Source organism: Hydrogenophaga sp., from assembly GCF_035481345.1.
Lineage (GTDB): Bacteria > Pseudomonadota > Gammaproteobacteria > Burkholderiales > Burkholderiaceae_C > Hydrogenophaga.
The window spans coordinates 32046-56267 of the sequence record NZ_DATIGV010000021.1; the positions used below are offsets into that span (position 1 = coordinate 32046).

Consider the following 24222-nt stretch of genomic DNA (forward strand, 5'->3'; position numbering starts at 1 on the left):
ACACCTGCGGCCCGGCGAAGCCGGTTCCGCGGTATCTCTGGATATGCTGCGTTGGCGTGTCAGCCAGGCAAGAACAACGACTGCAGGTCGCTCAGAAAATCGAAGCCGCGCTCGGTCGGGCGCACCTGGCCGCCATCGCGCTCGATCAGGCCCTTCGCCTCGGCTTCGCGCAAGGCCGCGTCGATGCTGGACAGCGGCAGGCCGGTGCCGGCCATGAAGTCGGCCAGGGCGAAACCTTCGCGCAGGCGCAGCGCGTTGAGCATGAACTCGAAGGGCAACTGCGCGCGCGGCACCTCGTCCATGCTGGCCAGGGCGTCGCCGGCCAGGGCGCGTTCCATGTACAGCCGCGGCTCGCGCACGCGCACCGGGCGCGCGATGCGATGCGCGAAGCTGAGCTTGCCGTGCGCGCCCGCGCCAATGCCCAGGTAATCGCCGAAACGCCAGTAGTTGAGGTTGTGCCGGCAGGCATGGCCCGCGCGCGCGTAGGCCGAGACCTCGTAACGTTGCAGGCCGGCTTGCGCCGTGATCGCGGTGATGCGGTCCAGCATCTCGTAGGCCTCGTCGTCGCTGGGCAGCCGGGGCGGGAACTTGGCGAAGTAGGTGTTGGGCTCCAGAGTGAGGTGGTAGACCGACAGGTGCGGCGGCGCGAAGGACAGCGCAGTGCGCAAGTCGGCCTCGCATTGCGCGAGCGTCTGGCCCGGCAGGGCGTACATCAGGTCCAGGTTGAAGGTGTCGAACACCTGGGCCGCTTCTTCCAGCGCGGCGCGCGCCTGCGCGCCGTCGTGCACGCGGCCCAGGGCCTTGAGCTGCGCGTCGTCGAAGCTCTGCACGCCGATGGACAGGCGCGTCACGCCGGCCTGGCGGAACGCGCGGAAGCGGTCTTTCTCGAAGGTGCCGGGGTTGGCCTCCAGCGTGATCTCCGCGTCGGCCTCCAGCGGCAGGCGCGCGCGCACGTCGGCGAGCAGGCGGTCGATGGCCTCGGGCGAGAACAGGCTGGGCGTGCCACCGCCGATGAACACGCTGTGCACGGGCCGGCCCCACACCAGCGGCAAAGAGGCCTCGAGGTCGGCCCGCAGGGCATCGAGGTAGCGCGCCTCGGGCATCGCGGCGCCGGGGGCCGCCGTCGCGCTCCACTCATGCGAATTGAAGTCGCAGTAGGGGCATTTTTTCAGGCACCACGGCAGGTGGATGTAGAGCGAGAGCGGTGGCAGCGCGCCGAGCTGCAGCGTGCCCGGGCGCATCCAGTGGCGCGGGTCGCGGCTGATCGGGGCGTCGCTCATGGGGAAAGCTCCGGGTGGTGCGCGGCGGGCGCGCCGCTCAGGGCGCCGGCGAGAACCAGCGCTCGCGCATGAGTTCGAGCATGGCGCGCGCGGCCTGGCCGCGGTGGCTGTGCCGGTTCTTCACCTCAGGGTCGAGCTGAGCGAAGGTCTGGCCCAGCGCGGGGATGAACATCACGGGATCGAAGCCGAAGCCTTGATCGCCCACTCGCTCGCGCGTGATGAGGCCCGGCGCGCGGCCCGTGGCCACCAGGGGTTCGGGGTCGTCGGCGTGGCGCAGGGCCACGAGGGTGCTGACCAGCGCCGCGCGGCGGTCGCTCACCTCGCGCATCTGTTCGAGCAGCGCGGTGACGTTGTGGTCGTCGCCCTTGGGGTAGCCGTGCTGCGTGGCGTAGTAGGCGGTGTCCACACCCGGCAGACCGCCGAAGGCCTCCACGCAAAGCCCTGCGTCGTCGGCCACGGCCGGCAGGCCGCTCTCGCGCGCGGCGTGCCGGGCCTTGGCCAGCGCGTTCTCGATGAAGGTGCGGTGCGGCTCGGGCGCTTCGGGAATGCCCAGATCGGCCTGGCGCACCAGTTGCACGCCCAGCGGCGCGAACAGGGTCTGCAACTCGGCCAGCTTGCCGGCGTTGTTCGATGCCAGAACCAGCTTCATGCGCTGAGCGCGGCCTTCTGCAGGGCCACGAGTTCGGCGATGCCCTTCTCGGCCAGCACCAGCAACTGGTCCATCTCGGCGCGCGTGAAAGCCACGCCCTCGGCCGTGCCCTGCACCTCCACGTAATGACCGGCGCCGGTCATCACCACGTTCATGTCGGTGTCGCAGGTGGAGTCTTCCACGTACTCGAGGTCGAGCAGCGGCGTGCCATCGAGGATGCCCACGGAGATCGCGGCCACGTGGTCCCGGATCGGCGAGGCCGTGAGCTTGCCGGCGGCGATCAGGCGGTTCACCGCGTCCTGCGCGGCCACGAAGGCGCCGGTGATGGCGGCCGTGCGCGTGCCGCCGTCGGCCTGCAACACGTCGCAGTCGAGCGAGATCGAGCGCTCGCCCAGGGCCTTGAGATCGAACACGGCGCGCAGCGAGCGGCCGATCAGGCGCTGGATCTCCTGCGTGCGCCCGCTCTGCTTGCCCTTGGCGGCCTCGCGGTCGCTGCGGGTGTGCGTGGCGCGCGGCAGCATGCCGTACTCGGCCGTCACCCAGCCTTCGCCGCTGCCGCGCTTGTGCGGCGGCACCTTTTCTTCCACCGAGGCCGTGCACAGCACCTTGGTGTTGCCGAACTCGATGAGCACCGAGCCTTCGGCGTGCATGGTGTAACCGCGGGTGATGCGCACCGGGCGCAGGGCATTGGTGGCCCGCTGGCCTGGTCGTTGGACGGCCGTCATGGCAGAAACCTCAAAAGGGAAAACGAAGCTCAGGCGTTGCGCGCGGCCGCCGTGCGGGCGATCGCCGCATTGATCTCGGCGATCGATTTTTCGATGGCCGCGTCGTCCAGGTCTTCGATGGTGGGGTCGGGCACGCCCGACTGGATGGTGGAGGCGAACACGCCGTCCTCGATGTCTTCGGTGGAGACGCGCGTCGTCTGGTATTCGTCGACGGTTTCCCACTCCATGGCGAGCACGGTGACGTTGTCGCAGCGCTGGCCGCCGCGGCGCAGCGCGGTTTCCACGAGGTCGGGCACGGCCTGCTCCAGCGGGCGCGTGGACAGCTCGTTCACGATCTCATCGTCCTCGACCGTGCCCCACAGGCCGTCGGAGCACAGCAACACGCGGTCGCCCTGCATGAGCTGCACCGGGCCGGACAGGTCATAGACCGGCTTGGCCGGCGAGCCCAGGCAGGTGAAGAGGATGTTGCGGTTGATGTGCTCGGTGTTGCGGCCCAGATGTGCCTGCTGCTCCATGTAGGAGTGGTCGCGCGTGCGCGTGAGCAGCTCGTTGTCGCGCACCACGTACAGGCGCGAGTCGCCACAGTGCACCCAGTGGATGTGGCCACGCTCCATGACGGCCGCCACCAGCGTGGTGCGCGGCGTGTCGAGCATGCCCTTCTCCGCCGCGTAGCGGATGATCTGGTGGTGTGCGGCCATGAGTGCGCTGGAGAGGAACTCGGGCACCTCGCGCACCGTGGGGTTGGCCGCCTTCTGGAAGTAGGCCGACAGCGTCTGCAGCGCGAGCTGCGCGGCCATGGCGCCTTCGGGATGGCCGCCCATGCCGTCGGCCAGCACGAACAGGCCGGACTCGCGCGTGTAGGCGTAGCCCATGCGGTCTTCGTTGCGCTCGCGACCGCCTTGCCGGCTGATCTGATAGACCGAGAATTTCATCGGAACTTGGTGCCCACGTCAGTGGACTTGCGCAGCATTGACTTCTGTTTGTCGGAGACGATGTTGTCGAACTGCAGGCGCATCTTCTCGGCCACGGTGAGCTTGGTGTAGCTGCGCTCGGTTTCGCGGCTGAGTTCCTTCTGCAGCGCGAAGACCGATTGCGGACGAGAGAGCGGGTCGAGCGACATGCACCACTCGACCACTTCGATGAGGTTGTCGGAGTACACACCGCGCAGGCGCGACAGTGCGAGCGACAGGCGGTCTTTCTCGAGGCGCTGGGGCGCGTCGTTGGGCGGGTAGCCCTGCATGCTGGCGTAGATGCAGGCGCCGATGGCATAGATGTCCGTCCAGGGGCCCATCGACGAGTCGCGGCGGTACATCTCGGGCGCGGCGAAGCCGGGCGTGTACATGGGGCGGATGAAGTTGCCCTCTTTGCTCAGCACCTCGCGCGCGGCGCCGAAGTCGATCAGCACGGCGCGGTTGTCGTCGGTGACGAAGATGTTCGCGGGCTTGATGTCCAGGTGCAGCATCTTGTGCTGGTGCACGATGCGCAGCCCGCGCAGCACCTCGTCGTAGAGCGAGCGGATGGTGGACTCGCGGAAGACCTTCTGCTTCTTCAGTTCGCGAGCGGTGATGATGAACTCCTGCAGGGACGAGCCCTCGAGATAGTTCATAACCATGTAGACGGTCTCGTTCTCGCGGAAGAAGTTGAGCACGCTGACCACCGATTGGTGGGAGATCTGCGCGAGCGCGCGGCCTTCTTCGAAGAAGCTCTTGAGGCCCAGGCGGTAGAGCGAGAGTTTTTCGGGCTGCACCTGCGGCAGCAGTTCGCCGGGGCCGCGCGTGGCCAGCGATGAGGGGAGGTATTCCTTGACGGCGACCTGCTGGCCTTCGGTGTCGACCGCGAGGTACACCACGCCAAAACCGCCGGCGGCCAGCTTGCGAACGATGCGGTAGCCACCGATCACCGTGTCGGGTGGCAGAGGAGCGGGTTTGACCTTTGACATAATTCGACCGGTTTCCGAAACGCCCCGTTTTGGACCTCCAACACCACCGGCCCAGAGCGATGGCAGTTTACAGCATGACCGGCTACGCCTCGGCCCAGCGAAACGCTGGCGCGGAGCCGGCCGCGGGGGATTCCGGGCCGTCCGTCGGTGTCGAAATCCGCTCCGTCAACAGCCGCTTCCTCGACCTCAGCTTCAAGCTGCCCGACGACCTGCGCGCGAGCGAACCGGCCCTGCGCGAGCGCTTCACGCAGAAGCTCAAGCGGGGCAAGGTGGAGTTGCGCGGCTGGATCGAGGCCTCGTCGGACCAGGTGCCACGCGCACCGGGCAGCGCCGAACTGCAACGCCTGCTGGCCGCGCAGGACGCCGTCCGCACCTGGCTGCCCCAGGCCCAGCCGCTGTCGGTGGCCGAGGTGCTGGGCCTCGTCGAGCGCCGCAGCGCCCCGCCGGCCGACCTGCACGAGCGCCTCACCGAACTGCTGGACACCGCACTGGAGCAACTGCTGGAGGCGCGCGCGCGAGAAGGCGCGCGGCTGGCCAGCATGCTGCTCGATCGTGTGGGCCAGTTGCGCGCGCTGACCGACACGGCGCAGCCCCTGATCCCCGAACTCGTGGCGCAGCAGCGCCAGCGCTTCCTCGACCGCTGGCAGGAAGCGCTCGGCGCCGATGCCTCGGGCACCGTGGCCGGCAGCGAGGCCGCGCGCGACCGCGCCTTGGCCGAAGCCACGGCCTTCGCCATCCGCATCGACGTGGCGGAAGAACTCACGCGGCTGCGCTCCCACCTCGACGAAATCGAGCGCCTGCTGCAGCGCGGCGGCGAGGTGGGCAAGCGCCTGGACTTCCTGATCCAGGAGCTGCACCGCGAAGCCAACACCTTGGGCTCGAAGTCCTCGAGCCTGGAACTCACCCGCGTGTCGGTGGACATGAAAGTGCTCATCGAGCAGATGCGCGAGCAGGTGCAGAACCTGGAATGAGACCCTGATGCAGTACCCCGGCAACCTGTTCGTCGTGGCCGCGCCCAGTGGGGCCGGCAAATCCAGCCTGGTGAAGGCACTGATGGAGCTCGACGCCCGCGTGCAGCCCTCGGTGTCGCACACCACCCGCCCACCGCGCGGGCAGGAAGTCCATGGTCGCGAGTACTACTTCGTGAGCCAGGAAACGTTCGACCAGATGATCGCCCAGGACGCCTTCCTGGAATGGGCGCAGGTGCATGGCAACCGCTACGGCACCTCGAAGACGGCGATCGAGCAGCGCATGAAACAAGGCGCTGACGTGGTGCTGGAGATCGACTACCAGGGGGCGATCCAGGTGAAGCGGATCTTCCCCAACGCGGTGCTGATCTTCATCCTGCCGCCCAGTTGGGAAGAACTGCGCTCCCGCCTGGAACGCCGCGCCGAGGACACCGCCGACGTGATCGACCTGCGCCTGCGCAATGCCGCCATGGAGATGGCCCATGCCCGGGACTTCGACTTCGTTATAATCAACGAGTTATTCGAGCGGGCCCTGTTTGACCTCAAGGCCATCGTTCACGCCCAGCGCCTGAAGTACGCGGCGCAACGCAGCGCCAGAAGCGATACCTTCGAAGCGCTCGACATCCCCTGACACAGCCCGGAGCCCGCCATGGCACGCATCACCGTCGAAGATTGCCTGGAACAGATCCCCAACCGCTTCCAACTCGTGCTGGCCGCCACCTACCGCGCGCGCATGCTCAGCCAGGGCCATGCGCCCAAGATCGAGAGCAAGAACAAGCCGGGCGTGACCGCCCTGCGCGAAATCGCCGAAGGCAAGGTCGGCCTCGAGATGCTCAAGAAGGTCCCGACCTGAGCCGGTTCGTCGTACCCTCCCCACAAAAGACACCGCATGGCGGTGTCTTTTTGTTTCTGCAGCCCCCGATTCCTGCTTGAGACCAGGGCCTAGGGCCCTGACCCAAAGCGGTGCATGCCGTCAGGCGCTACAGTTGCAGGATGACGCCCACCGTCGACGGCACCCTGGCGGCCAGCCCGCCCGACGCGGCCACTGCGGCCGCCAGCGCAGCCGCGGCCAGCTTTGCCGCGCTGCTGGGCAAGCTCGACTACCTCGGCCCCACGGACATCGAACACATCCGACAGGCCTACCGGTTCGCCGATGAGGCCCACCTGGGCCAGTTGCGCAAGAACGGCGACCCGTACATCACCCACCCCATCGCCGTGGCCGCGCAGTGCGCGGAATGGAAGCTTGACGCCCAGGCCCTGATGGCGGCGCTGATGCACGACGCCATCGAAGACTGCGGCGTGACCAAGCAGGAGCTGGTGGAGCGCTTCGGCGCGCCGGTGGCCGAACTGGTCGACGGGTTGACCAAGCTCGAGCGACTGGAATTCACCTCCCGCGAGCAGAATCAGGCCGAATCCTTCCGCAAGATGCTGCTGGCCATGGCCAAGGACGTGCGGGTCATCCTGATCAAGCTGGCCGACCGCACGCACAACATGCGGACCATGGGCGACATGCCGCGCAACAAGTGGCAGCGCATCAGCTCCGAAACACTGGAGATCTACGCTCCCATCGCCCACCGCCTGGGCCTGAACTTCACCTACCGTGAGCTGCAGGACCTGGCCTTCCGCTTCCTGTACCCGTGGCGCTACGAGGTGCTGTCCAAGGCACTGAACAAGGCCCGCAACCGGCGTCGCGACCTGATCGCTCGCGTGCAGCAGGAGGTCGAGTCCGCGTTCGGCCGGCAAGGTCTGCCCGTGCGCATGATGGGCCGCGAGAAGACGCTGTACTCCATCTACCGCAAGATGGACAGCAAACACCTGTCCTTTGCCCAAGTCACCGACATCTACGGCTTTCGCGTGGTGGTGCCAGACCTGACCGATTGCTACACGGCGCTGGGCGTGCTGCACCAGCTGTACAAGCCGCTGCCGGGCAAATTCCGCGACTACGTCGCCATTCCCAAGGTCAACGGCTACCAGTCGCTGCACACCACGCTGGTCGGCCCCTTCGGCACCAACATCGAATTCCAGGTGCGCACGCACGCCATGGACGTGGTGGCCGAATCGGGCGTGGCCGCCCACTGGCTCTACAAGGCCAACGAGCCCGGCAGCGACATGTCGCAGCGCCTGGGCACGCAATGGCTGCAGTCCCTGCTGGATATCCAGCAGGAGACGCACGACGCCAGCGAGTTCTGGGACCACATCAAGATCGACCTGTTCCCCGACGCGGTCTACGTTTTCACGCCCAAGAGCAAGATCCTCGCGCTGCCGCGCGGCGCCACGGTGGTCGACTTCGCGTACGCGATCCACAGCGACATCGGCCAGCGCACGGTGGCCGCGCGCATCAATGGCGAGCAGCGACCGCTGCGCTCCGAACTCGCCAACGGCGACGTGGTCGAGGTGATGACCGACGAGAAGGCCGAGCCCAATCCCACTTGGCTGTCCTTCGTCAAGACGGGCCGCGCGCGCTCCAAGATCCGCCACCACCTCAAGACCGTCGCGCAGGAAAAGTCACTGGAACTGGGCGAGCGCATGCTCAGCCAGGCCTTGCGCTCCGAAGGCATCGCGCAACTCCCGGCCGAAGAAGGCGACAACGCCACCGTGTGGGACAAGCTGTTGCGCTTCACCGGCAACAAGAGCCGCGGGGAGCTGCTGTCCGACATCGGCATGGGCCGGCGCATCGCCAGCATGGTGGGCAAGAAGCTGGCGGTGCTGCTGGCGGAAACCGGACTCAAGCCCGACGCGGTGCTGATCAGCACCGAGCGCTACGCCGCCGGGCGGGACGATGGCACGCTGCAAGGCGTGGTCACGCTCGACGGCAGCGAAGGCCTGTCGGTGCAGTACGCCCCCTGCTGCAAGCCCATTCCGGGCGACCGCATCGTGGGCTACCTGGGCCGTGGCGAAGGCCTGGTGGTGCACGCCGAGGACTGTCCCGTCGCGCGCCGACTGCGCGATCGCGACGCGGAGCGCTTCCTCGAGGTCGAGTGGGCCGACGAGCCGGTGCGCTCCTTCGACACCACGGTCATCGTCACGGTGGCCAACGGCAAGGGCGTGCTGGCGCGCGTGGCCTCCAGCATCGCGGCGGCCGAGGCCGACATCACCCACGTGGACATGGGCGATGAGCCCGCGCAGACCGCCACGGACATCCGCTTCTCGGTCTCGGTGCGCGACCGCCAGCACCTGGCCGACGTGCTGCGCAGCCTCAAGCGCACGCCTTCGGTCATCAAGGCGCAGCGCTACAAGGCCGCCGCCAAGGCCTGATCAGGCGGTGGGTGCGGGGTAGCTCACCTCAAGCACTTCCAGCTCCTGCACCCCGCCCGGCACCGCGAGCTTCACCACGTCGCCCACGCGCGCCTTGAGCAAGGCCCGCGACACGGGCGCCACCCAACTCACCTGCCCCTGGGCGCTGTCGGCCTCGTCGGTGCCCATGATGGTGATGGTGGTCTCGCGCCCCGACTCGTCGGCGTAAGTGACAGTGGCACCGAAGAACACCTGGTCGCTGCCGTGGTGCGCGGACGGATCGACCACCTCGGCGATTTCCAGGCGTTTGGTGAGGAAGCGGATGCGCCGATCAATTTCGCGCAGGCGCTTCTTGCCGTAGAGGTAGTCGCCGTTTTCCGAGCGATCGCCGTTCTTGGCGGCCCAGTGCACCGCCTCGACCACCTTGGGGCGTTCCTCGTCCATCAGGCTCAGGAGTTCGTGGCGCAGGCGCTCATAGCCCGCGCGCGTGACATAGTTCTTGCCGCCCGGCGTGGCCGGGATGCCCATGTCATCGTCGTCGTCGTGATCGGATTCGCGGGTGAATGCCTTGCTCATGGTGACGAGGTGCGCGAGGAAGGGACACCAAAAGAAAAAGCCTGCAGCTTGTGGCTGCAGGCTTTTCAGTTTGGCGCGGCTGGCAGGATTCGAACCCACGACCCCTTGGTTCGTAGCCAAGTACTCTATCCAACTGAGCTACAGCCGCGAAGCCTCGCAGTATAGCAGGCTTTTTTGGTAGGCCGTGTTGGGCTTGAACCAACGACCAAAGGATTATGAGTCCTCTGCTCTGACCAACTGAGCTAACGGCCCGAGCGCGCGATTGTAGGTTGGCGTCGTCCGCCGGTAGTTACTTCGTGTGGCTTAGGGCGTTGCTCACCAGCTTGGCCGTCACGTCCACGATCTGGATCATGCGGTCATAGGGCATGCGCTGCGGGCCGATCACACCCAGGGTACCCACCACCTGGCCGTCCACTTCGTAGGGTGCCGTCACCACCGACAGGTCCTCGAAAGGCACCACCTGGCTTTCGCCGCCGATGTAGATGCGCACGCCGTCGGCCTGGTTCGAGACGTCGAGCAGGCGCATGAGCTGGGTTTTCTGCTCGAACAGATCGAACAGGCGGCGCAGGTTGCCGAGGTCGCTGCTGAACTCGCTCACCGACAACAGGTTGCGCTCGCCAGCGACCACCACCTCGTCCTGCGGGGTGGGCTGTGCGCCGATGTCCACGGCCTGCTTCATCAGGTCGGCGATCTCACCGCGCAGGGCGTCCAGTTCGGTGGTGAGGCGCTCTCGCACGGCCTCGATCGTGAGGCCCGCGTAGTGCATGTTGAGGAAGTTGGCGGCCTCCACGAGCTGCGACTGGGAGAAGTTGGCCTGGGTCTGGACGATGCGGTTCTGCACCTCGCCATCGGGCGAGACGATGATCACCAGCACGCGGCGCTCGGACAGGCTCAGGAATTCGATGTGCCGGAACACCGAACTGCGGCGCGGCGCCATGACCACGCCCACGAACTGCGACAGGCTGGACAGCAGATGCGCGGCCTGGCTGATGACGCGCTGCGGCGATTCCACGCCCGGCGCGCCGAATTCGGCGACGCGGGGCATCTCTTCGCGGCGCACGGTGAGCATGGTGTCGACGAAGAGCCGGTAGCCCCGCGCGGTGGGAATGCGCCCGGCTGAGGTGTGCGGGCTGGCAATCAGGCCCAGCTCCTCCAGGTCGCTCATGACGTTGCGGATGGTCGCGGGCGAGAGGTCCAGGCCGGCGGCCCGGGCCAGCGTGCGCGAGCCCACCGGCTGCCCGTCGGCGATGTAGCGCTCCACCAGCGCCTTGAGCAGCAACTTCGCGCGGTCGTCCATCATGCGGATCATTCTAAGGAAAGCCCTGATGAGGCGCTTCCACCCCTGCCAAAGCGCGCCTGGGCGGCGACACCGTGTGATGTAATTTGCGCATGAATGCCCCGCTGGATCCCCGCGCCACGACACCCACCGCGAACCGCCCGCTGCGCTTCGCCCACGTGGCTATCGTGGGCAAGTACCAGGCGCCGGGCGCGCGGCACGTGGTCGACGAGATCGCCCAGTTCCTGCACGCGCAAGGTTGCGAGGTGTCGCTGGAAGAGCAGACCGCGCAGAACACCGGACTGACGGACTACCCCTCACTGGACGTTCCGGGCATCGGCCGCCACGCGCACCTGGCGTTGGTCATTGGCGGCGACGGCACGCTGCTGGGCATCGGCCGGCAGATGGCGCGCCAGGGCGTGCCGCTGGTGGGCATCAACCAGGGCCGCCTGGGCTTCATCACCGACATCGCCTTCGACGACTACCGCGAAGCCCTGTGCCCCATCCTGCGCGGCGAGTACCAGGAGGAAGCCCGCGCACTGATGGCCGCCAGCGTCTGGCGCGATGGACAGTGCGTGTACGAAGCCACGGCGCTCAACGACGTGGTCGTCAACCGCGGCGCGGTGGCCAGCATGATCGAACTGCGCGTGGAAGTGGACGGCCGCTTCGTGGCCAACCAGCGCGCCGACGGCCTGATCATCGCGTCTCCCACCGGCTCCACGGCCTACGCGCTGTCGGCCGGTGGGCCGCTGCTGCACCCGAGCATCGGTGGCTGGGTGATGGTGCCGATCGCGCCGCACACGCTGTCCAATCGCCCCGTGGTGCTGCCCGCGCACTGCGAAATCGCACTGGAACTGGTCAACGGCCGCGACGCCAGCGCGAACTTCGACATGCAGACCTTCACCAGCCTGTTGCATGGTGACCGTATCGTGGTGCGGCGTTCGGAACACGCGCTGCGGCTGCTGCACCCGGTCGGCTGGAACTACTTCGACACGCTGCGCCGCAAGCTGCACTGGAACGAAGGCGCGTGAGCCCGGCGACATCCCCCACGTCCATACCCATTCATGAGCCTCAGACGCATCGTCCTGCGCGACTTCGTCATCGTCACCTCGCTGGACCTGGAACTGGCCGGCGGCTTCGGCGTGCTCACGGGTGAAACCGGCGCCGGCAAGTCCATCCTGATCGACGCGCTGCAACTGGCGCTGGGCGCGCGCGGCGACGCGGGCGTGGTGCGCGAGGGCGCGCCGCGCTGCGAGATCGCGGCCGAGTTCGACCGGCCCGAGATCCTGCGCCCCTGGCTCGACGAGCAGGGCTTCGCCGACGATGAGGCGCTGCTGCTGCGCCGCACGATCGACGCCGACGGCCGCAGCCGCGCCTGGATCAACGGCAGCGCGGCCACGCTCACGCAGTTGCGCGCCGCGGCCGATGCGCTGGTCGACATCCATGGTCAGCACGCCTGGCAAAGCCTCACGCGGCCGGAGGCGGTGCGCGAACTGCTCGACGCCTATGCGGGTGTGGACACCACGGCCTTGAATGCCGCGTGGTCCGCCTGGCGGCAGGCCGCCGCCGCCCTGCGCGAAGCGCGCGAACGCCAGGACGCTGCGCGCCAGGACAGTGAGCGCCTGGCCTGGCAGATGGCCGAGGTGGACAAGCTGGGCCCGCAAGCGGGCGAATGGGACGAGCTGAACACCCGGCATGGTCGCCTGGCCAACGCCCAGGCCCTGATCGACGCTGCAGGAACCGCCGTGCAGGTCCTGGACGAACAGGACGACAGCGCCGCCAGCCTGCTCAGCCGCGCGGTGTCGGCGCTGCAGGCGCAGGCGCACGTGGAGCCGGCTTTCGCGCGGATCGTTGAAACGCTGGAGAGCGCGCTGGCCCAGGTGCAGGACGCCGTGCACGAGCTGCACCAGCACCAGCGCCACATGGAGCTCGACCCTTCGGCCCTGGCCGCGCTGGACGAAAGGCTGGCGCAGTGGCTGTCCCTCTCGCGCCGCTACCGCACCACGCCTGAGGAACTGCCCGCCCTGCATGCGCAATGGGCCCGCGACCTGCAGCAGATCAACGACACGCTCGACCTCGCCGCGCTCGAACGGCGCGAGGCCACCGCGCGCACGGCCTTCGATCAGGCCGCCCGCGCCGTCAGCCGCCAGCGCCAGAAAGCGGCGCCGCGCCTGGGCACGGCCGTGACCGAGGCCATGCAGACCCTGGGCATGCAGGGCGGCCGCTTCGAGGTGGCTCTGCCGCCGCTGGCCGAGCCTCAGTCGCATGGGCTGGAGCAGGTGGAATTCCGCGTCGCCGGCCACGCCGGCAGCACGCCCAAGCCGGTGGCCAAGGTCGCCTCGGGCGGTGAGCTCTCCCGCATCGCCCTGGCCATCTCGGTGGTCACCAGCCGCCTGGGGCAGGCGCCCACGTTGATCTTCGACGAGGTGGACGCGGGCATTGGCGGCGCCGTGGCGCACACCGTGGGTCAGATGCTGCGCCAGCTCGGACAGGACCGCCAGGTGCTGGCGGTGACGCACCTGGCCCAGGTGGCGGCCTGCGCCGACCACCACCTGCTCGTGGCCAAGCAGCGACAGGGCCAGCAGACCCTGAGCACCGTGCAGGCCATCGACACCGAGCCGCGCGTGCGCGAACTGGCGCGCATGCTCGGTGGCAACGAACGCTCCGAAATCTCGCTCGCGCACGCGCGCGAACTCCTGTCGGCCTGATGGACACCGCCCCCGCCACCACCGAGCTCGTCGTCATCACCGGCATGTCCGGCTCGGGCAAGTCGGTGGCGCTCAACGCATTGGAAGACCTGGGCTTCTACTGCGTGGACAACCTGCCGCCCGAGCTGCTCGAGGCCTTCATCGACCTCGACCGCCACGACCGCCTGCGCAAGGTCGCCATCGCCATGGACGTGCGCAGCGCCAAGTCGCTGCCCGGCTTGCCGCGTCGACTGGCCGCGCTGCGCTCGCGCGACGTGCAACTCACCACGCTCTTCCTCGACTCCACCACCGACACGCTGGTGCGGCGTTTTTCCGAAACGCGCCGCCTGCACCCGCTGTCGCTGGAGGAAACCGATGACCAGCGCCGAGCGCTGACGGACGCCATCGAGTACGAGCGCGAGCTGCTGGCCGAGTTGCGCGAGCAGGCCCTGGTGCTGGACACCAGCCTCACGCGCGCCGCCCAACTGCGCAGCCAGGTCAAGGAACTCGTGGGCGCGACGCGCACCCCCATGACCCTGGTGTTCGAATCCTTCGCCTTCAAGCGCGGCATTCCCATGGACGCCGACTTCGTGTTCGACGTGCGCATGCTGCCCAACCCGCACTACGAGCCGCTGCTCAAGCCGCTGACCGGGCGCGACGCGCTGGTGGCGCGCTTCCTGGAAGCCAGCCCGGACGTGCTGGCCATGGAAGACCAGATCCGCGGCTTCCTGCAGCACTGGTTGCCCCACATGGAGCGCGACCACCGCAGCTACGTCACGGTGGCCATCGGTTGCACCGGCGGCCAGCACCGCTCCGTGTTCCTGGTGGAACGCCTGGCCGCGTTTTTCGGCGGGGAGTGGGTGGCGCGCGTGCGCCACCGCGAGGCCGATTACTGGTCGAGGAGCTGAGCCGCCCAGTCGCCCGACAGCAGGCTTCGCACCGGCGCCGGCAAACCCACGGACGGCAGCGCCGACAGCCGCACCCACTCGCCAGCCCAGTCCGGCGGCACGCTTTCCACAGCCACCCAATGCGGCAGCAACTGCAGTTCGCGGTGCGTGAGCGCATGGGCCACGGCCTCGGCCGCTATCCATTGCGAGGGCCAGTCGGCGGGCGATACGACCTGCATCGCCTCTTCGCTCGCAAACACCAGGGGCGCGTGCAGCCCCGCCCAGATGCCACGCTCGGGTCGGCGCTGCAGCCATACCTGGTCCCCGCGGATGGCGAACAGCAGCCACCAGCGCTCGAAGCGCCGCTGCACGCGGCGCGCTTTCACCGGGTACCGGGCGATGTCTTCGCGCTCCCGCGCCAGGCAGAGTTCGCGAGCGGGACAGGCGTCGCAACGCGGTCGGGTGCGCGTGCACACCGTGGCGCCCAGGTCCATCAGGCCTTGCGTGTAGGCGCGCATGTCGTCGTGGGTGACCTCGGCGGGCAACAGGCCCTGCGCCAGGTCCCACAGCGCGCGCTGGCTCGACGCCTGGCCCACGTCGCCCTCGAAGGCCAGCAACCGGGCGAGCACGCGCTTGACGTTGCCGTCGACGATGGACACGCGCTCGCCGAAGCAGAACGCGGCGATGGCCGCCGCCGTGGACGCGCCGATGCCGGGCAGGGTTTCGAGCTCCCTCGCGCTGGCGGGAAAGCGCCCGCCGTGTTCGGTCATCACGGCCTGCGCGCAGCGGTGCAGGTTGCGCGCGCGGCTGTAATAGCCCAGCCCGCTCCACAGCGCCATCACTTCGTCGATGGGCGCCGCCGCCAGCGCGGCCACATCGGGAAAGCGTTCGAGGAAGCGCGCGTAGTACGCCAGCACGGTCGAGACCTGCGTCTGCTGCAGCATGATCTCGGACAGCCAGACGCGGTAAGGGTCACGGGTGCCCTGCCAGGGCAGGCCGTGCCGCCCGGCGTGGCGTTGCCAATCGATGAGGCGCGGCGCGAAGTCCGCGGGCAAGGCCGTCATGCCGCCATGGCTTCGGCGTGTTCTTCGTCGGGCGCCGCGAGCAGGTGGGCAGTGAGTTCCTCGAACTTGAGTTCGAGCTGGTTGAGCGCGGCCTGCTGAACCTGCAGTTCGCGGATGCGCTCGTCCAGACCGCTGGCGGCCTGCTGGATGCGTGAAACCGCCTCGATGCGGCGCGTGAAGTTGCGGCGACGCTCACGCAGTTGCGCGTCGAGTTGGGCCGCGGCCGACTTGTTCCAGAGCTCGACTTCGTTCACCGCCGTTTCGTAGGCCACGCGCAGGCGGCTCATGAGCGCGCGCGCCAGCCGCTCGGCGAACTCGGGCTGGGCCAGGCGCAGGGCGTTGCCCAGGCTCAGGTACTGCAGGTGGCTTTTCTCGATGAGGTCGAGGTCCTTGCGGTAGAGCGCGAGCTGCGGCGACGACGGCGCCTGCAGCGAAAAGCCGTACTCGGCGTTGAGGTTCCTGAAGCTGCCCTCGAGCATGGACTGGATCTCGCCCGCCATTTCGTCGGCGCGGCTGAGGTCGTCGCGCAGGCGCTTGAAGGTGCTGTCGTAGGCGCGGCGCACACCCAGCTTGATGCCGGGGCTCTTGAGCTGGCGCGCCAGCGTGGAGACTTCGGCTTTCAGGTGCGAAGGACTCAGCAGCGCGAACAGGTCCTTGAGCAGGCGCAGGTGCACCGAGCGCACCGCCTGGATCTTGGCCCCGCTGGCGTCGAAGTCGGCCTGCTCCTGCTCGATGCGCAGGCGCATCTGCTTGATCACGCCCGCGTTCTTGCCGCGCAGGCCGTCGAGCTCCTGGATCTGCTCGACCAGGTCGCGCAGGCGCGAGTGCACCATCCGGCCGGCCTCGCCGCGCAAGGCCTCCACCCCGACAGCCACGGCCGCGCCCAGGATGCGCCGGCGCTGGCCCAGCAGGCCTTCGCTCAGTGCGCGCTCCAGATCGAGCAATTGGCTGGCCTTGAGCAGTTCGTCGTCGCGGTTGACCTTGGCCAGCAGGCCCTTCTGGGCCGACACCGCCAGTACCTGCGACTGCCGCACGCCCAGAATCTCGGCCGAATCGGCGCGTTGCGCGGCGATCTGCAACTGCACCTGTTCGGGGGAACTCAGCGCGTCCCACATGGTGTCGATCTTGTTGAGCACCACCAGGCGAGAGGCCTGGCCGTCGCCCAGCGTGGCCAGGTGCTGGCGCCAGATGCCCAGGTCGGATTTGGTCACGCCGGTGTCGGCCGCGAGGATGAACACCACCGCGTGCGCCTGGGGCAGCAGGCTGACGGTGAGTTCGGGCTCGGCGCCGATGGCGTTGAGGCCGGGGGTGTCGAGGATGACCAGCCCCTGCTTGAGCAGCGGGTGCGCCATGTTGATGAGCGCGTGGCGCCAGCGCGGCACCTCGATCAGGCCGTCGGGGCCGGGCAACGGGTTGTCCTCGGGCACCTCGTCGTGCCAGAAGCCCAGGGCGCGCGCCTCGTCCACGGGCACGTGGCGCACCTCGGACACCTTCTGGATGGCCTTGGCGAGCTGTTTCGGGTCGTTCACGTCCAGGTCGACGCGCTCCCATTTGGCGGGGGCGTTGCGCCAGTCGAGCAGGGATTGCGGCTGCAGGCGCGTCTCGATGGGCAGCAGGCGCAGGCAGGGCGGCAGGTCGGCGTCGTAGGCGAGCTCGGTGGGGCACATGGTGGTGCGCCCGGCGCTCGCCGGCATGATGCGTCGGCCGTAGCCCGCGAAGAACACCGCGTTGATGAGTTCGGACTTGCCGCGCGAGAACTCGGCCACGAAGGCCACCGTGATCTTGTCGTTCTTGATCTGGGCGTGCAGTTGATCGAGCCGCTCGCGGATGCCCGGCTCCATCAGCTCATGGTCGACCAGCCATTCGGACAGGAGCTTCAGGCGCAGCGCGAACTGCTTGCGCCAGGCGCCGTGCTGATCGAAGGCTTGAATGAAATTCATGCGGCAGTGTCTTTCGGGCGATCGACCAATATAGCACCCACCTCCCAGAGAGGCCGCCCATCGCGGACGCGTGGTCAGCGGGCCTGGCAGAGCGGGCAGAAGTAGGTAGAACGTTGCCCCTGCCGGATGCTGCGGATCGCCGTGGCGCACTGGCGGCAGGGCTGCCCGGCGCGGTCGTACACCATGGCATCGAGCTGGAAGTAGCCGCTCTGCCCTTCAGCGCTGACGAAATCGCGCAAGGTACTGCCGCCCAGCGCCAGCGCCCGCTGCAGCACGTCGACGATGGCGCCGTGCAAGCGCGCCGCGCGCGGGCCGCTGATGCGGTCGGCCCGCGTGGTGGGGCGGATGCCGGCACGAAACAAGGCCTCGCTGGCGTAGATGTTGCCCACGCCGACCACGATGTCACCGGCCAGCAGCACCTGCTTGATGGGCGCACGCCGCTGGCGCAGGGCCTGGTGGAAGCGCACCGGATCGAAGCCCGCCTCCAGCGGCTCCACGCCCAGCCCCCCCAGCAGTTGCACGGCGCGCGGGTGCTCGAGCGATGGCACGTGCACCACCGCACCGAAGCGGCGCGGGTCGTGCAGGCGCAACCGCCCCTGGCTGGTGTCCAGCTCGAAGTGGTCGTGCGGGCCGGCGGGCGGCAGCACCGGCGCGAACTGCAGGCTGCCCGACATGCCCAGGTGCAACAGCAGCCAGCCGGCATCCAGCTCCATCAGCAGGTACTTGCCCCGCCGACCGACCGAGCGCACCCGCTGCCCAACCAGCGCGTCCGGCTCGACGCCCAACGGCCAGCGCAGCGGTTTGCCCAGCGCCACGCTGCGCACCGTGCCCCCGGCGATGCGGTCGGCAAAGCTGCGTCGGGTGACCTCGACTTCGGGCAATTCGGGCACGGCGATCTGGGCGAAAAAAGGGCACGGGAACACGCGCCAGGGTCTTTGGATCAAGACACAAAGGCCTTGGACCCTTCAATTATCATGACCCGATGAAACCCCTGCCGCTGCATTCACGTCTTCGCCACTCGCTCGTGGCACTGGCATGCGCCGGCGTGCTGGCCAGCCCCGTGGCGCTGGCGCAGAGCCCACTGAAGCCCTCGGCCACCCGCTCGGCGCTCGACGCCTCCCTCTTCTACCAACTGCTGCTGGGCGAACTCAACGTGCGCGGCGGCGACCCCGGCGCGGGCTACTCGCTCATCCTCGACGCCGCCCAGCGGGAGAAGAACCCCGAGCTCTTCCGGCGCGCCGTCGAGGTCGCGCTGCAGTCCCGCCAGATCGACGCCGCGCTGACCGCCGCGACCACCTGGGCACGCGATATTCCCGGTGATGCCGACGCCAACCGCTTCGCGCTGCTCACGCTGCTGTCGCTGGGGCGCGTGAACGAAACCGCGCCAGTCCTGCGCGCCGTGCTGCAGGCCACCCCGGCGGAAGAACGCAACGGCGCCATCGCGGCCATTCCCCAGATGTACGCACGCGCCACGGACAAGGCCCAGGTGCTGGCCACCGCCCGCGAGGCGCTGGGCCCGTTCCAGAACCAAGCCGCCCACGCCGGCGCGGCCTGGGCCACCATCGGCCGGCTTGAACTCGACCTCGATCGCCCCGTGGCCGCCAGCGACGCGGTGCGGCGCGGCCATGCAGCGGACCCGGTATCGCCGTATCCCGCGCTGCTTGCACTGGAACTGCTGGAGCGCGGCCAGGCCGACACGGAGCTGGTGGTGCGCCAGCACATCGACGCCGCGCGGGCGAAAGACCCGCAGAACACGGCGATCGCCACCGCCTACGCGCGCGTGCTGCTCGACCTGGGCCGCCTGCGCGACGCGCGCGTGCAACTCGAGCGCCTGACCACACAGGCGCCGCAGCAGCCCGACCCCTGGCTGCTGCTGGGCATGCTGCAGGTGCGGGACAACGCACTGCCCGCGGCCAACGTCTCGCTCGACACCTACCTGCAGCTCGCTCGCGATGCGAAGGACGAGCGCGAGCGCCGCAGCCTCACGCAGGCCTACCTGCTCAAGGCAGAGATCGCCGAGAAGCAGCAGGACTTCGTTGCCGCCAACGCCTGGCTCGACCGCATCGACAATCCCGAGGAGATCATGGCCGCGCAGTTGCGCCGCGCCTCGGTGTTGGCGCGCCAGGGCCGCCTGGACGACGCCCGCGCCCTGCTGCGCAGCCAGCCCGAGCGCCGCCCCGACGACGCGCGCCTCAAACTTGTCAGCGAGGCCCAGCTGCTGCGCGAATTCAAGGCCTGGCGCGAGGCCTATCAGGTCTACGGCGAAGCGGTTCAGCGCTTCCCCGAGGACCCGGACCTGCTCTACGAGCAGGCCATGATGGGCGACCGGGCGGGCATGCCTGCCGAAATGGAGCGCCTGCTGCGCGAGCTCATCGCCGCCAAGCCCGACCACCACCACGCCTACAACGCGCTCGGCTACTCCCTGGCCGACCGCAACGAGCGCCTGCCCGAGGCCAAGCGGCTCATCGAGAAGGCCGTCTCCATGGCGCCCAACGACGCCTACATCCAGGACAGTCTGGGCTGGGTCGAGTTCCGTCTCGGCAACACCGAGCGCGCGCTCGGCATCCTGCGCGACGCCTATGGCAAGCGCCCCGACCCCGAGATCGCCGCCCACCTGGGCGAGGTGCTCTGGTTCAAGGGGGAGCGCGACGAGGCCCGCCGCATCTGGCGCGAGGGCCTGGCGCTCGCCAATGACAACGAGACGCTCAAGAGCACGCTCAAGCGCCTCAACGTCGAGCCGTGAGCCTGCGCGCCCCGCTCACCCGCCGCACGGCCGTCATCGCCCTGGCCGCCGGCCTCGCCGGCTGCGCCACGCCGCGGCCCCGCCTGCCCGGCGAGGCCGCCTGGTCCGGCCGACTCGCCCTGCGCGTGGACAGCACGCCTCCGCAGGCCTTCTCCGCCCTGTTCGACCTGCGCGGCAGCGCGGCCCAGGGCGAACTCCAGCTCAGTTCGGCGCTGGGGCAGACCCTGGCCACGGTGCGCTGGTCCGCGCAAGGGGCCGAGCTGCAACGCGGCAACGACACCACGCGCCGCGACAGCCTTGATGCGCTCACCACCGAACTCAGCGGCGCCCCCTTGCCGGTACTGGCCATGTTCGACTGGCTCCAGGGCCGGGACGCCCAAGCTGGCGGCTGGCGCGTCGACCTATCGGCACACGCCAACGGCCGCCTGGTGGCGCAGCGCGAACAGCCCCGGCCCTCGGCCGAGCTGCGCCTCGTGTTCGAACAACCATGAACAGCCTGTACGACGTTCCCGCGCCGGCCAAGGTCAACCTGTTCCTGCACATCATCGGCCGCCGCGGCGACGGCTACCACGAGCTGCAGTCCGTGTTCATGCTCATCGACTGGTGCGACCACCTGCACTTCGAGCGCCTGGACAGCGGCGCCATCGAGCGCGTGGACAGCGCGCCCGCCGATTTGCCCGCGGATGACCTGTGCGTGCGCGCCGCGCGGGCGCTGCGCGAGGCCACAGGCTGTGCCCTCGGTGTGCGCATCACGCTCGACAAGCGCCTGCCCGCCCAGGCGGGGCTGGGTGGTGGCTCATCCGACGCCGCCACCACGCTGCTCGCGCTCAACCGCCTGTGGAACCTGAACCTGCGGCGCGACGCGCTGGCGCGCATCGGACTCACGCTGGGCGCCGACGTGCCCTTCTTCATCGGCGGACGCCACGCCTGGGTCGAGGGCATCGGCGAGCGCCTGACCCCCATCAAGTTGCCGCGCGGCCACCTGGTACTGGTCAAGCCACCCGGTGGCGCGTCGACGCCACAGATCTTCGCGAGCCAGGCGCTCAAACGCGACACGAAAACTGCTACAATCCAAGGCTTTGCTGCAAACGGCAACCTCGAATCGCTGATGGCCTTTGGCCACAACGATCTGGAGCCGGTGGCACGGGCCCTGTGCCCCGAGGTCGGTGACGCGATTCACTGGCTGGCAGACCAAGGTCTGTCGGGGCGCATGACCGGTTCAGGTACCGCGGTGTTCGCACCGTGCACCGGGAATCCGGTTCTGGGCCCGGCGCCAGCCTCCTGGCAGGTGCGTGTCTGCAGCAACATGGATGCCCATCCATTGCTCGATTGGTGCGACGGCTGAACGCCGGCGCACCAGACGGCGCAGCGGTTGCGCAACCTGCGACAATTCGGTGGTTCGTGGCATCGTCACGGGCCTCCAGCGTAGGGGAGTCGCCAAGTTGGTAAAGGCACCGGATTTTGATTCCGGCATGCGAGGGTTCGAGTCCTTCCTCCCCTGCCACCGTTTTCTGACATCACTCACACTGGCCATCCCTGATGGCCGTTGTTTTTTGATCGCGGCCCCGCCGGTGGCCGCCAGACCGCTGGGAATGCCATGCAAGTTCAGCCCCCGGATTACATGATCTTCACCGGCAACGCGAATCCCGTGCTGGCGTCCGAGATCGCCCAGCACCTGGGCACGCAGCTCGGCGCGGCCACGGTTGGCCGCTTCTCCGACGGCGAGGTCACCGTCGAGATCACCCAGAACGTGCGCGCCCGCCACGTGTTCGTCGTGCAGTCCACCTGCGCACCCACGAACGAGAACCTGATGGAGCTGCTCATCATGGTCGACGCGCTCAAGCGCGCCTCGGCCGAGCGCATCTCCGCCGTCATCCCCTACTACGGCTACGCTCGCCAGGACCGCCGCCCGCGTTCCAGCCGCGTGCCCATCAGCGCCAAGGTCGTGGCCAACATGCTGCAGACCGTGGGCGTGCAGCGCGTGCTCACCATGGACCTGCACGCCGACCAGATCCAGGGTTTCTTCGACATTCCGGTCGACAACATCTACGCCTCGCCCGTGCTGCTGGGCGACCTGCGCACCAAGAACTACGAAGACCTGCTGGTAGTCTCGCCCGACGTGGGCGGCGTGGTGCGCGCGCGCGCGCTGGCCAAGCAGCTCAACTGCGACATGGCCATCATCGACAAGCGCCGCCCCAAGGCCAACGTGTCCGAGGTGATGCACGTCATCGGCGACATCGAAGGCCGCAACTGCGTGATCATGGACGACATGATCGACACCGCCGGCACGCTCGTGAAAGCGGCCGAGGTGCTCAAGGAGCGCGGTGCCAAGAAGGTCTACGCCTACTGCACGCACCCCATCTTCTCCGGTCCCGCCATCGAGCGCATCGCCAAGGGCAGCGCGCTCGACGAGGTGGTTGTCACCAACACCATTCCCCTGTCGCAGTCCGCCCAGGCCTGCGGCAAGATCCGGCAAGTTTCCGTGGCACCGCTGATCGCCGAGTCGATCGCGCGCATTGCCTCGGGCGAGTCGGTCATCAGTTTGTTCGCCGATCAGGACAACCTCTTCTGATCAGCGATCAATAACCGGTCGCCGCGAGGCGGCCTTTATCAACCGAGGCGTTCTGGTCGCGGAACCCCTCAACTGGAGTCAGTCATGCAATTCGTCGCTTTCGAGCGCGCCAAGCAGGGTACGGGTGCGAGCCGCCGTCTGCGCATCACCGGTCGCGCGCCCGGTATCGTTTTTGGTGGCACCGCCGCCCCCACCTCGATCGAACTCGATCACAACGCCCTGTGGCACGCCCTGAAGAAGGAAGCCTTCCACGCCTCCATCCTCGACATGGAGCTCAACGGCAAGGTTGAAAAAGTGCTGCTGCGCGATGTGCAGTACCACCCCTTCAAGCCGCAGGTCCTGCACGTGGACTTCCAGCGCGTGGACGAGAAGACCCGCCTGCGCAAGAAAGTGCCGCTGCACTTCACCGGCGCGGAAGAGTCGCCCGCCGTCAAGCTCGACAAGTGCCTGGTCAACCACGTGATCAACGACATCGAGATCGAGTGCCTGGCCACCCAGCTGCCCGAGCACATCACGGTGGACCTGAGCCAGGTCACCAAGGGTGCCACCGTGCACGCTGGCGACATCAAGTTGCCCAAGGGCGTGAAGATCGTCACCCACGGCCGCAAGGACATCACGGTCGCGACCGTGGTGGAGCCGGTCGAGGAAGTCGTGGCCGCTCCGGTGGCTGCGGCGCCCGCCGACGACAAGAAAAAAGGCAAGGGCAAAAAGTAACCCCCTGCCCCGCCATGAACAAGGCCCGCCCCGCGCGGGCCTTTTCTTTTGGGACAATCCCTCCCCATGATCAAGCTCATCGCCGGCCTGGGCAACCCGGGCCCCGAGTACGAGGCCACGCGCCACAACGCCGGTTTCTGGTGGGTGGACGAGGCCGCGCGCCTGCTCAAGGTCTCGCTGCAGATGGAGCGCTCGCACTTCGGCCTGGTGGCGCGCGCCAACGTCGGCGGCCAGTCGGTCTGGCTGCTCGAGCCCCAGACCTTCATGAACCTGTCGGGCAAGTCGGTGGGCTCGCTGGCGCGCTTCTTCAAGATCGCGCCCGAGGAGGTGCTGGTGGTGCACGACGAGCTGGACCTGCCCCCGGGCGAGGCCAAGCTCAAGAAGGGCGGCGGCCACGCGGGCCACAACGGCCTGCGCGACGTGCACGCTCAGATCGGCGCCGACTACTGGCGGCTGCGCCTGGGCATCGGCCACCCGGGCAACAAGAACGAGGTGGCGAACTGGGTGCTGAAGAAGCCTTCGCCCGACGACCGCATCGCCATCGAACAGGCCGTGGACCGCAGCCTGAGGGCCCTGCCCCACCTGATCGCGGGTGAGATGGACAAAGCCACCGCGCTCATCCACACGAGCAAGCCGCCCCGGCCGAAGCCGCCGCGGCCCGCCGCCGCGCCCGCTCAGGCGGCCGGTGCCTCACCCGAGGCCGACGACAAGCCCTGACCGGCCTTCTGCAGGCGCTGGTACTTCTGCCACAGCGTCTCTTTCGATTCGATGTGCGCCGGGTCCACCGGAATGCAGGACACCGGGCAGACCTGCACGCACTGCGGCTCCTCGAAGTGCCCCACGCATTCGGTGCAACGCCCGGGGTCGATCTGGTAGATCTCCTCGCCCATGGAGATCGCCTGGTTCGGGCACTCGGGCTCGCAGACGTCGCAGTTGATGCACTCGTCGGTGATCAGCAGGGCCATGGC

At 68.4% G+C, this 24222-nt stretch carries 24 protein-coding genes and 3 tRNA genes; 14 read left to right on the forward strand and 13 right to left on the reverse strand.

Going from position 1 to position 24222, the window contains the following annotated elements; all coding sequences use genetic code 11:
• Positions 1-59: 59 nt before the first annotated feature.
• The 5 genes from hemW to VLG41_RS01960 are packed head-to-tail and all read right to left on the reverse strand — an operon-like array spanning position 60 to position 4593.
• A complete protein-coding gene (gene hemW / locus VLG41_RS01940) occupies positions 60-1280 on the reverse strand; it encodes a radical SAM family heme chaperone HemW (RefSeq protein ID WP_325347717.1) in 1221 nt (406 codons plus the stop codon).
• A gap of 37 nt (positions 1281-1317) precedes the next feature.
• Positions 1318-1929 carry an RdgB/HAM1 family non-canonical purine NTP pyrophosphatase gene (rdgB, locus tag VLG41_RS01945; protein ID WP_325347718.1) on the reverse strand — a complete coding sequence of 204 codons (612 nt, stop codon included), beginning with the start codon at positions 1927-1929 and terminating at the stop codon, positions 1318-1320.
• Entirely contained in the window at positions 1926-2654 is a 729-nt protein-coding gene (gene rph, locus VLG41_RS01950) for a ribonuclease PH (protein ID WP_325347719.1), read from the reverse strand. The genes rdgB and rph overlap by 4 nt, the downstream gene beginning before the upstream one ends.
• A gap of 29 nt (positions 2655-2683) precedes the next feature.
• Positions 2684-3586, reverse strand: a complete 903-nt coding sequence (locus VLG41_RS01955) for a PP2C family protein-serine/threonine phosphatase (RefSeq protein WP_325347720.1) — start codon at positions 3584-3586, stop codon at positions 2684-2686.
• Complete coding sequence (locus tag VLG41_RS01960; RefSeq protein ID WP_325347721.1) at positions 3583-4593, reverse strand: serine/threonine-protein kinase; 1011 nt, start codon at positions 4591-4593, stop codon at positions 3583-3585. The genes VLG41_RS01955 and VLG41_RS01960 overlap by 4 nt, the downstream gene beginning before the upstream one ends.
• A gap of 59 nt (positions 4594-4652) precedes the next feature.
• Here VLG41_RS01960 and VLG41_RS01965 point away from each other — a divergent pair, with 59 nt between their 5' ends.
• From VLG41_RS01965 to VLG41_RS01980, 4 genes are all read left to right on the forward strand, one after another.
• Positions 4653-5564 carry a YicC/YloC family endoribonuclease gene (locus VLG41_RS01965; RefSeq protein ID WP_325347722.1) on the forward strand — a complete coding sequence of 304 codons (912 nt, stop codon included), beginning with the start codon at positions 4653-4655 and terminating at the stop codon, positions 5562-5564.
• Positions 5565-5571: 7 nt separating this feature from the next.
• Positions 5572-6192, forward strand: a complete 621-nt coding sequence (gene gmk / locus VLG41_RS01970) for a guanylate kinase (protein ID WP_325347723.1) — start codon at positions 5572-5574, stop codon at positions 6190-6192.
• 18 nt (positions 6193-6210) lie between these two features.
• Positions 6211-6414 carry a DNA-directed RNA polymerase subunit omega gene (rpoZ, locus tag VLG41_RS01975; RefSeq protein ID WP_009519945.1) on the forward strand — a complete coding sequence of 68 codons (204 nt, stop codon included), beginning with the start codon at positions 6211-6213 and terminating at the stop codon, positions 6412-6414.
• A 140-nt stretch (positions 6415-6554) separates the two neighbouring features.
• Positions 6555-8816 carry a bifunctional (p)ppGpp synthetase/guanosine-3',5'-bis(diphosphate) 3'-pyrophosphohydrolase gene (locus VLG41_RS01980; protein ID WP_325347724.1) on the forward strand — a complete coding sequence of 754 codons (2262 nt, stop codon included), beginning with the start codon at positions 6555-6557 and terminating at the stop codon, positions 8814-8816.
• Here VLG41_RS01980 and greB read toward each other — a convergent pair whose 3' ends face one another.
• The 4 genes from greB to hrcA form a co-directional block, all read right to left on the reverse strand.
• Positions 8817-9371, reverse strand: coding sequence for a transcription elongation factor GreB (gene greB / locus VLG41_RS01985; protein WP_325347725.1), 555 nt, complete (start codon positions 9369-9371; stop codon positions 8817-8819).
• 71 nt (positions 9372-9442) lie between these two features.
• Positions 9443-9519: transfer RNA gene (locus tag VLG41_RS01990), tRNA-Arg, on the reverse strand.
• Between the two features lie 27 nt (positions 9520-9546).
• Positions 9547-9623: transfer RNA gene (locus VLG41_RS01995), tRNA-Ile, on the reverse strand.
• Between the two features lie 37 nt (positions 9624-9660).
• Positions 9661-10671 (reverse strand): heat-inducible transcriptional repressor HrcA, encoded by a 1011-nt coding sequence (gene hrcA / locus VLG41_RS02000; protein WP_325347726.1) that lies wholly within the window; start codon positions 10669-10671, stop codon positions 9661-9663.
• 89 nt (positions 10672-10760) lie between these two features.
• On the opposite strand from hrcA, the gene VLG41_RS02005 reads away from it, so the two are divergent.
• Genes VLG41_RS02005 through rapZ form a run of 3 tightly spaced genes read left to right on the forward strand, consistent with a single transcriptional unit; the run spans position 10761 to position 14242 of the window.
• Positions 10761-11678, forward strand: a complete 918-nt coding sequence (locus VLG41_RS02005) for an NAD kinase (RefSeq protein ID WP_325347727.1) — start codon at positions 10761-10763, stop codon at positions 11676-11678.
• Between the two features lie 33 nt (positions 11679-11711).
• On the forward strand, positions 11712-13355 hold the full coding sequence (gene recN / locus VLG41_RS02010; RefSeq protein ID WP_325347728.1) for a DNA repair protein RecN: 1644 nt from the start codon (positions 11712-11714) through the stop codon (positions 13353-13355).
• Positions 13355-14242 (forward strand): RNase adapter RapZ, encoded by an 888-nt coding sequence (gene rapZ, locus VLG41_RS02015; protein ID WP_325347729.1) that lies wholly within the window; start codon positions 13355-13357, stop codon positions 14240-14242. Before recN ends, rapZ begins: the two co-directional genes overlap by 1 nt.
• On the opposite strand, the gene mutY is transcribed toward rapZ, so the two are convergent.
• The 3 genes from mutY to mutM all read right to left on the reverse strand — a co-directional run bounded on the left by mutY (position 14224) and on the right by mutM (position 18115).
• Positions 14224-15285: an A/G-specific adenine glycosylase gene (mutY, locus tag VLG41_RS02020; RefSeq protein WP_325347730.1), complete on the reverse strand. Its 1062-nt coding sequence runs from the start codon at positions 15283-15285 to the stop codon at positions 14224-14226. The genes rapZ and mutY overlap by 19 nt on opposite strands.
• Positions 15282-17225 (reverse strand): dynamin family protein, encoded by a 1944-nt coding sequence (locus VLG41_RS02025; protein ID WP_325347731.1) that lies wholly within the window; start codon positions 17223-17225, stop codon positions 15282-15284. The genes mutY and VLG41_RS02025 overlap by 4 nt, the downstream gene beginning before the upstream one ends.
• 74 nt (positions 17226-17299) lie before the next feature.
• Positions 17300-18115 (reverse strand): bifunctional DNA-formamidopyrimidine glycosylase/DNA-(apurinic or apyrimidinic site) lyase, encoded by an 816-nt coding sequence (gene mutM / locus VLG41_RS02030; RefSeq protein ID WP_325347732.1) that lies wholly within the window; start codon positions 18113-18115, stop codon positions 17300-17302.
• Positions 18116-18207: 92 nt separating this feature from the next.
• Between mutM and VLG41_RS02035 the strand changes: the two genes are divergently transcribed.
• From VLG41_RS02035 to pth, 7 genes are all read left to right on the forward strand, one after another.
• Positions 18208-19968, forward strand: a complete 1761-nt coding sequence (locus tag VLG41_RS02035) for a tetratricopeptide repeat protein (protein WP_325347733.1) — start codon at positions 18208-18210, stop codon at positions 19966-19968.
• Positions 19965-20459 (forward strand): lipoprotein insertase outer membrane protein LolB, encoded by a 495-nt coding sequence (locus VLG41_RS02040; RefSeq protein WP_325347734.1) that lies wholly within the window; start codon positions 19965-19967, stop codon positions 20457-20459. The genes VLG41_RS02035 and VLG41_RS02040 overlap by 4 nt, the downstream gene beginning before the upstream one ends.
• Positions 20456-21313: a 4-(cytidine 5'-diphospho)-2-C-methyl-D-erythritol kinase gene (gene ispE / locus VLG41_RS02045; RefSeq protein ID WP_325347735.1), complete on the forward strand. Its 858-nt coding sequence runs from the start codon at positions 20456-20458 to the stop codon at positions 21311-21313. The genes VLG41_RS02040 and ispE overlap by 4 nt, the downstream gene beginning before the upstream one ends.
• Positions 21314-21395: 82 nt before the next feature.
• A tRNA-Gln gene (locus tag VLG41_RS02050) sits at positions 21396-21472 on the forward strand.
• 93 nt (positions 21473-21565) lie between these two features.
• The gene (locus VLG41_RS02055) at positions 21566-22540 is read left to right on the forward strand and encodes a ribose-phosphate pyrophosphokinase (protein WP_009519902.1); all 975 of its coding nucleotides are present in this window, start codon (positions 21566-21568) and stop codon (positions 22538-22540) included.
• Positions 22541-22624: 84 nt separating this feature from the next.
• Positions 22625-23254, forward strand: a complete 630-nt coding sequence (locus VLG41_RS02060) for a 50S ribosomal protein L25/general stress protein Ctc (RefSeq protein ID WP_325347736.1) — start codon at positions 22625-22627, stop codon at positions 23252-23254.
• Between the two features lie 66 nt (positions 23255-23320).
• Positions 23321-23971, forward strand: coding sequence for an aminoacyl-tRNA hydrolase (gene pth, locus VLG41_RS02065; RefSeq protein ID WP_325347737.1), 651 nt, complete (start codon positions 23321-23323; stop codon positions 23969-23971).
• On the opposite strand, the gene VLG41_RS02070 is transcribed toward pth, so the two are convergent.
• Entirely contained in the window at positions 23929-24219 is a 291-nt protein-coding gene (locus VLG41_RS02070) for a YfhL family 4Fe-4S dicluster ferredoxin (protein ID WP_288254388.1), read from the reverse strand. The two genes, pth and VLG41_RS02070, sit on opposite strands and share 43 nt — an antisense overlap.
• Positions 24220-24222: the final 3 nt, after the last annotated feature.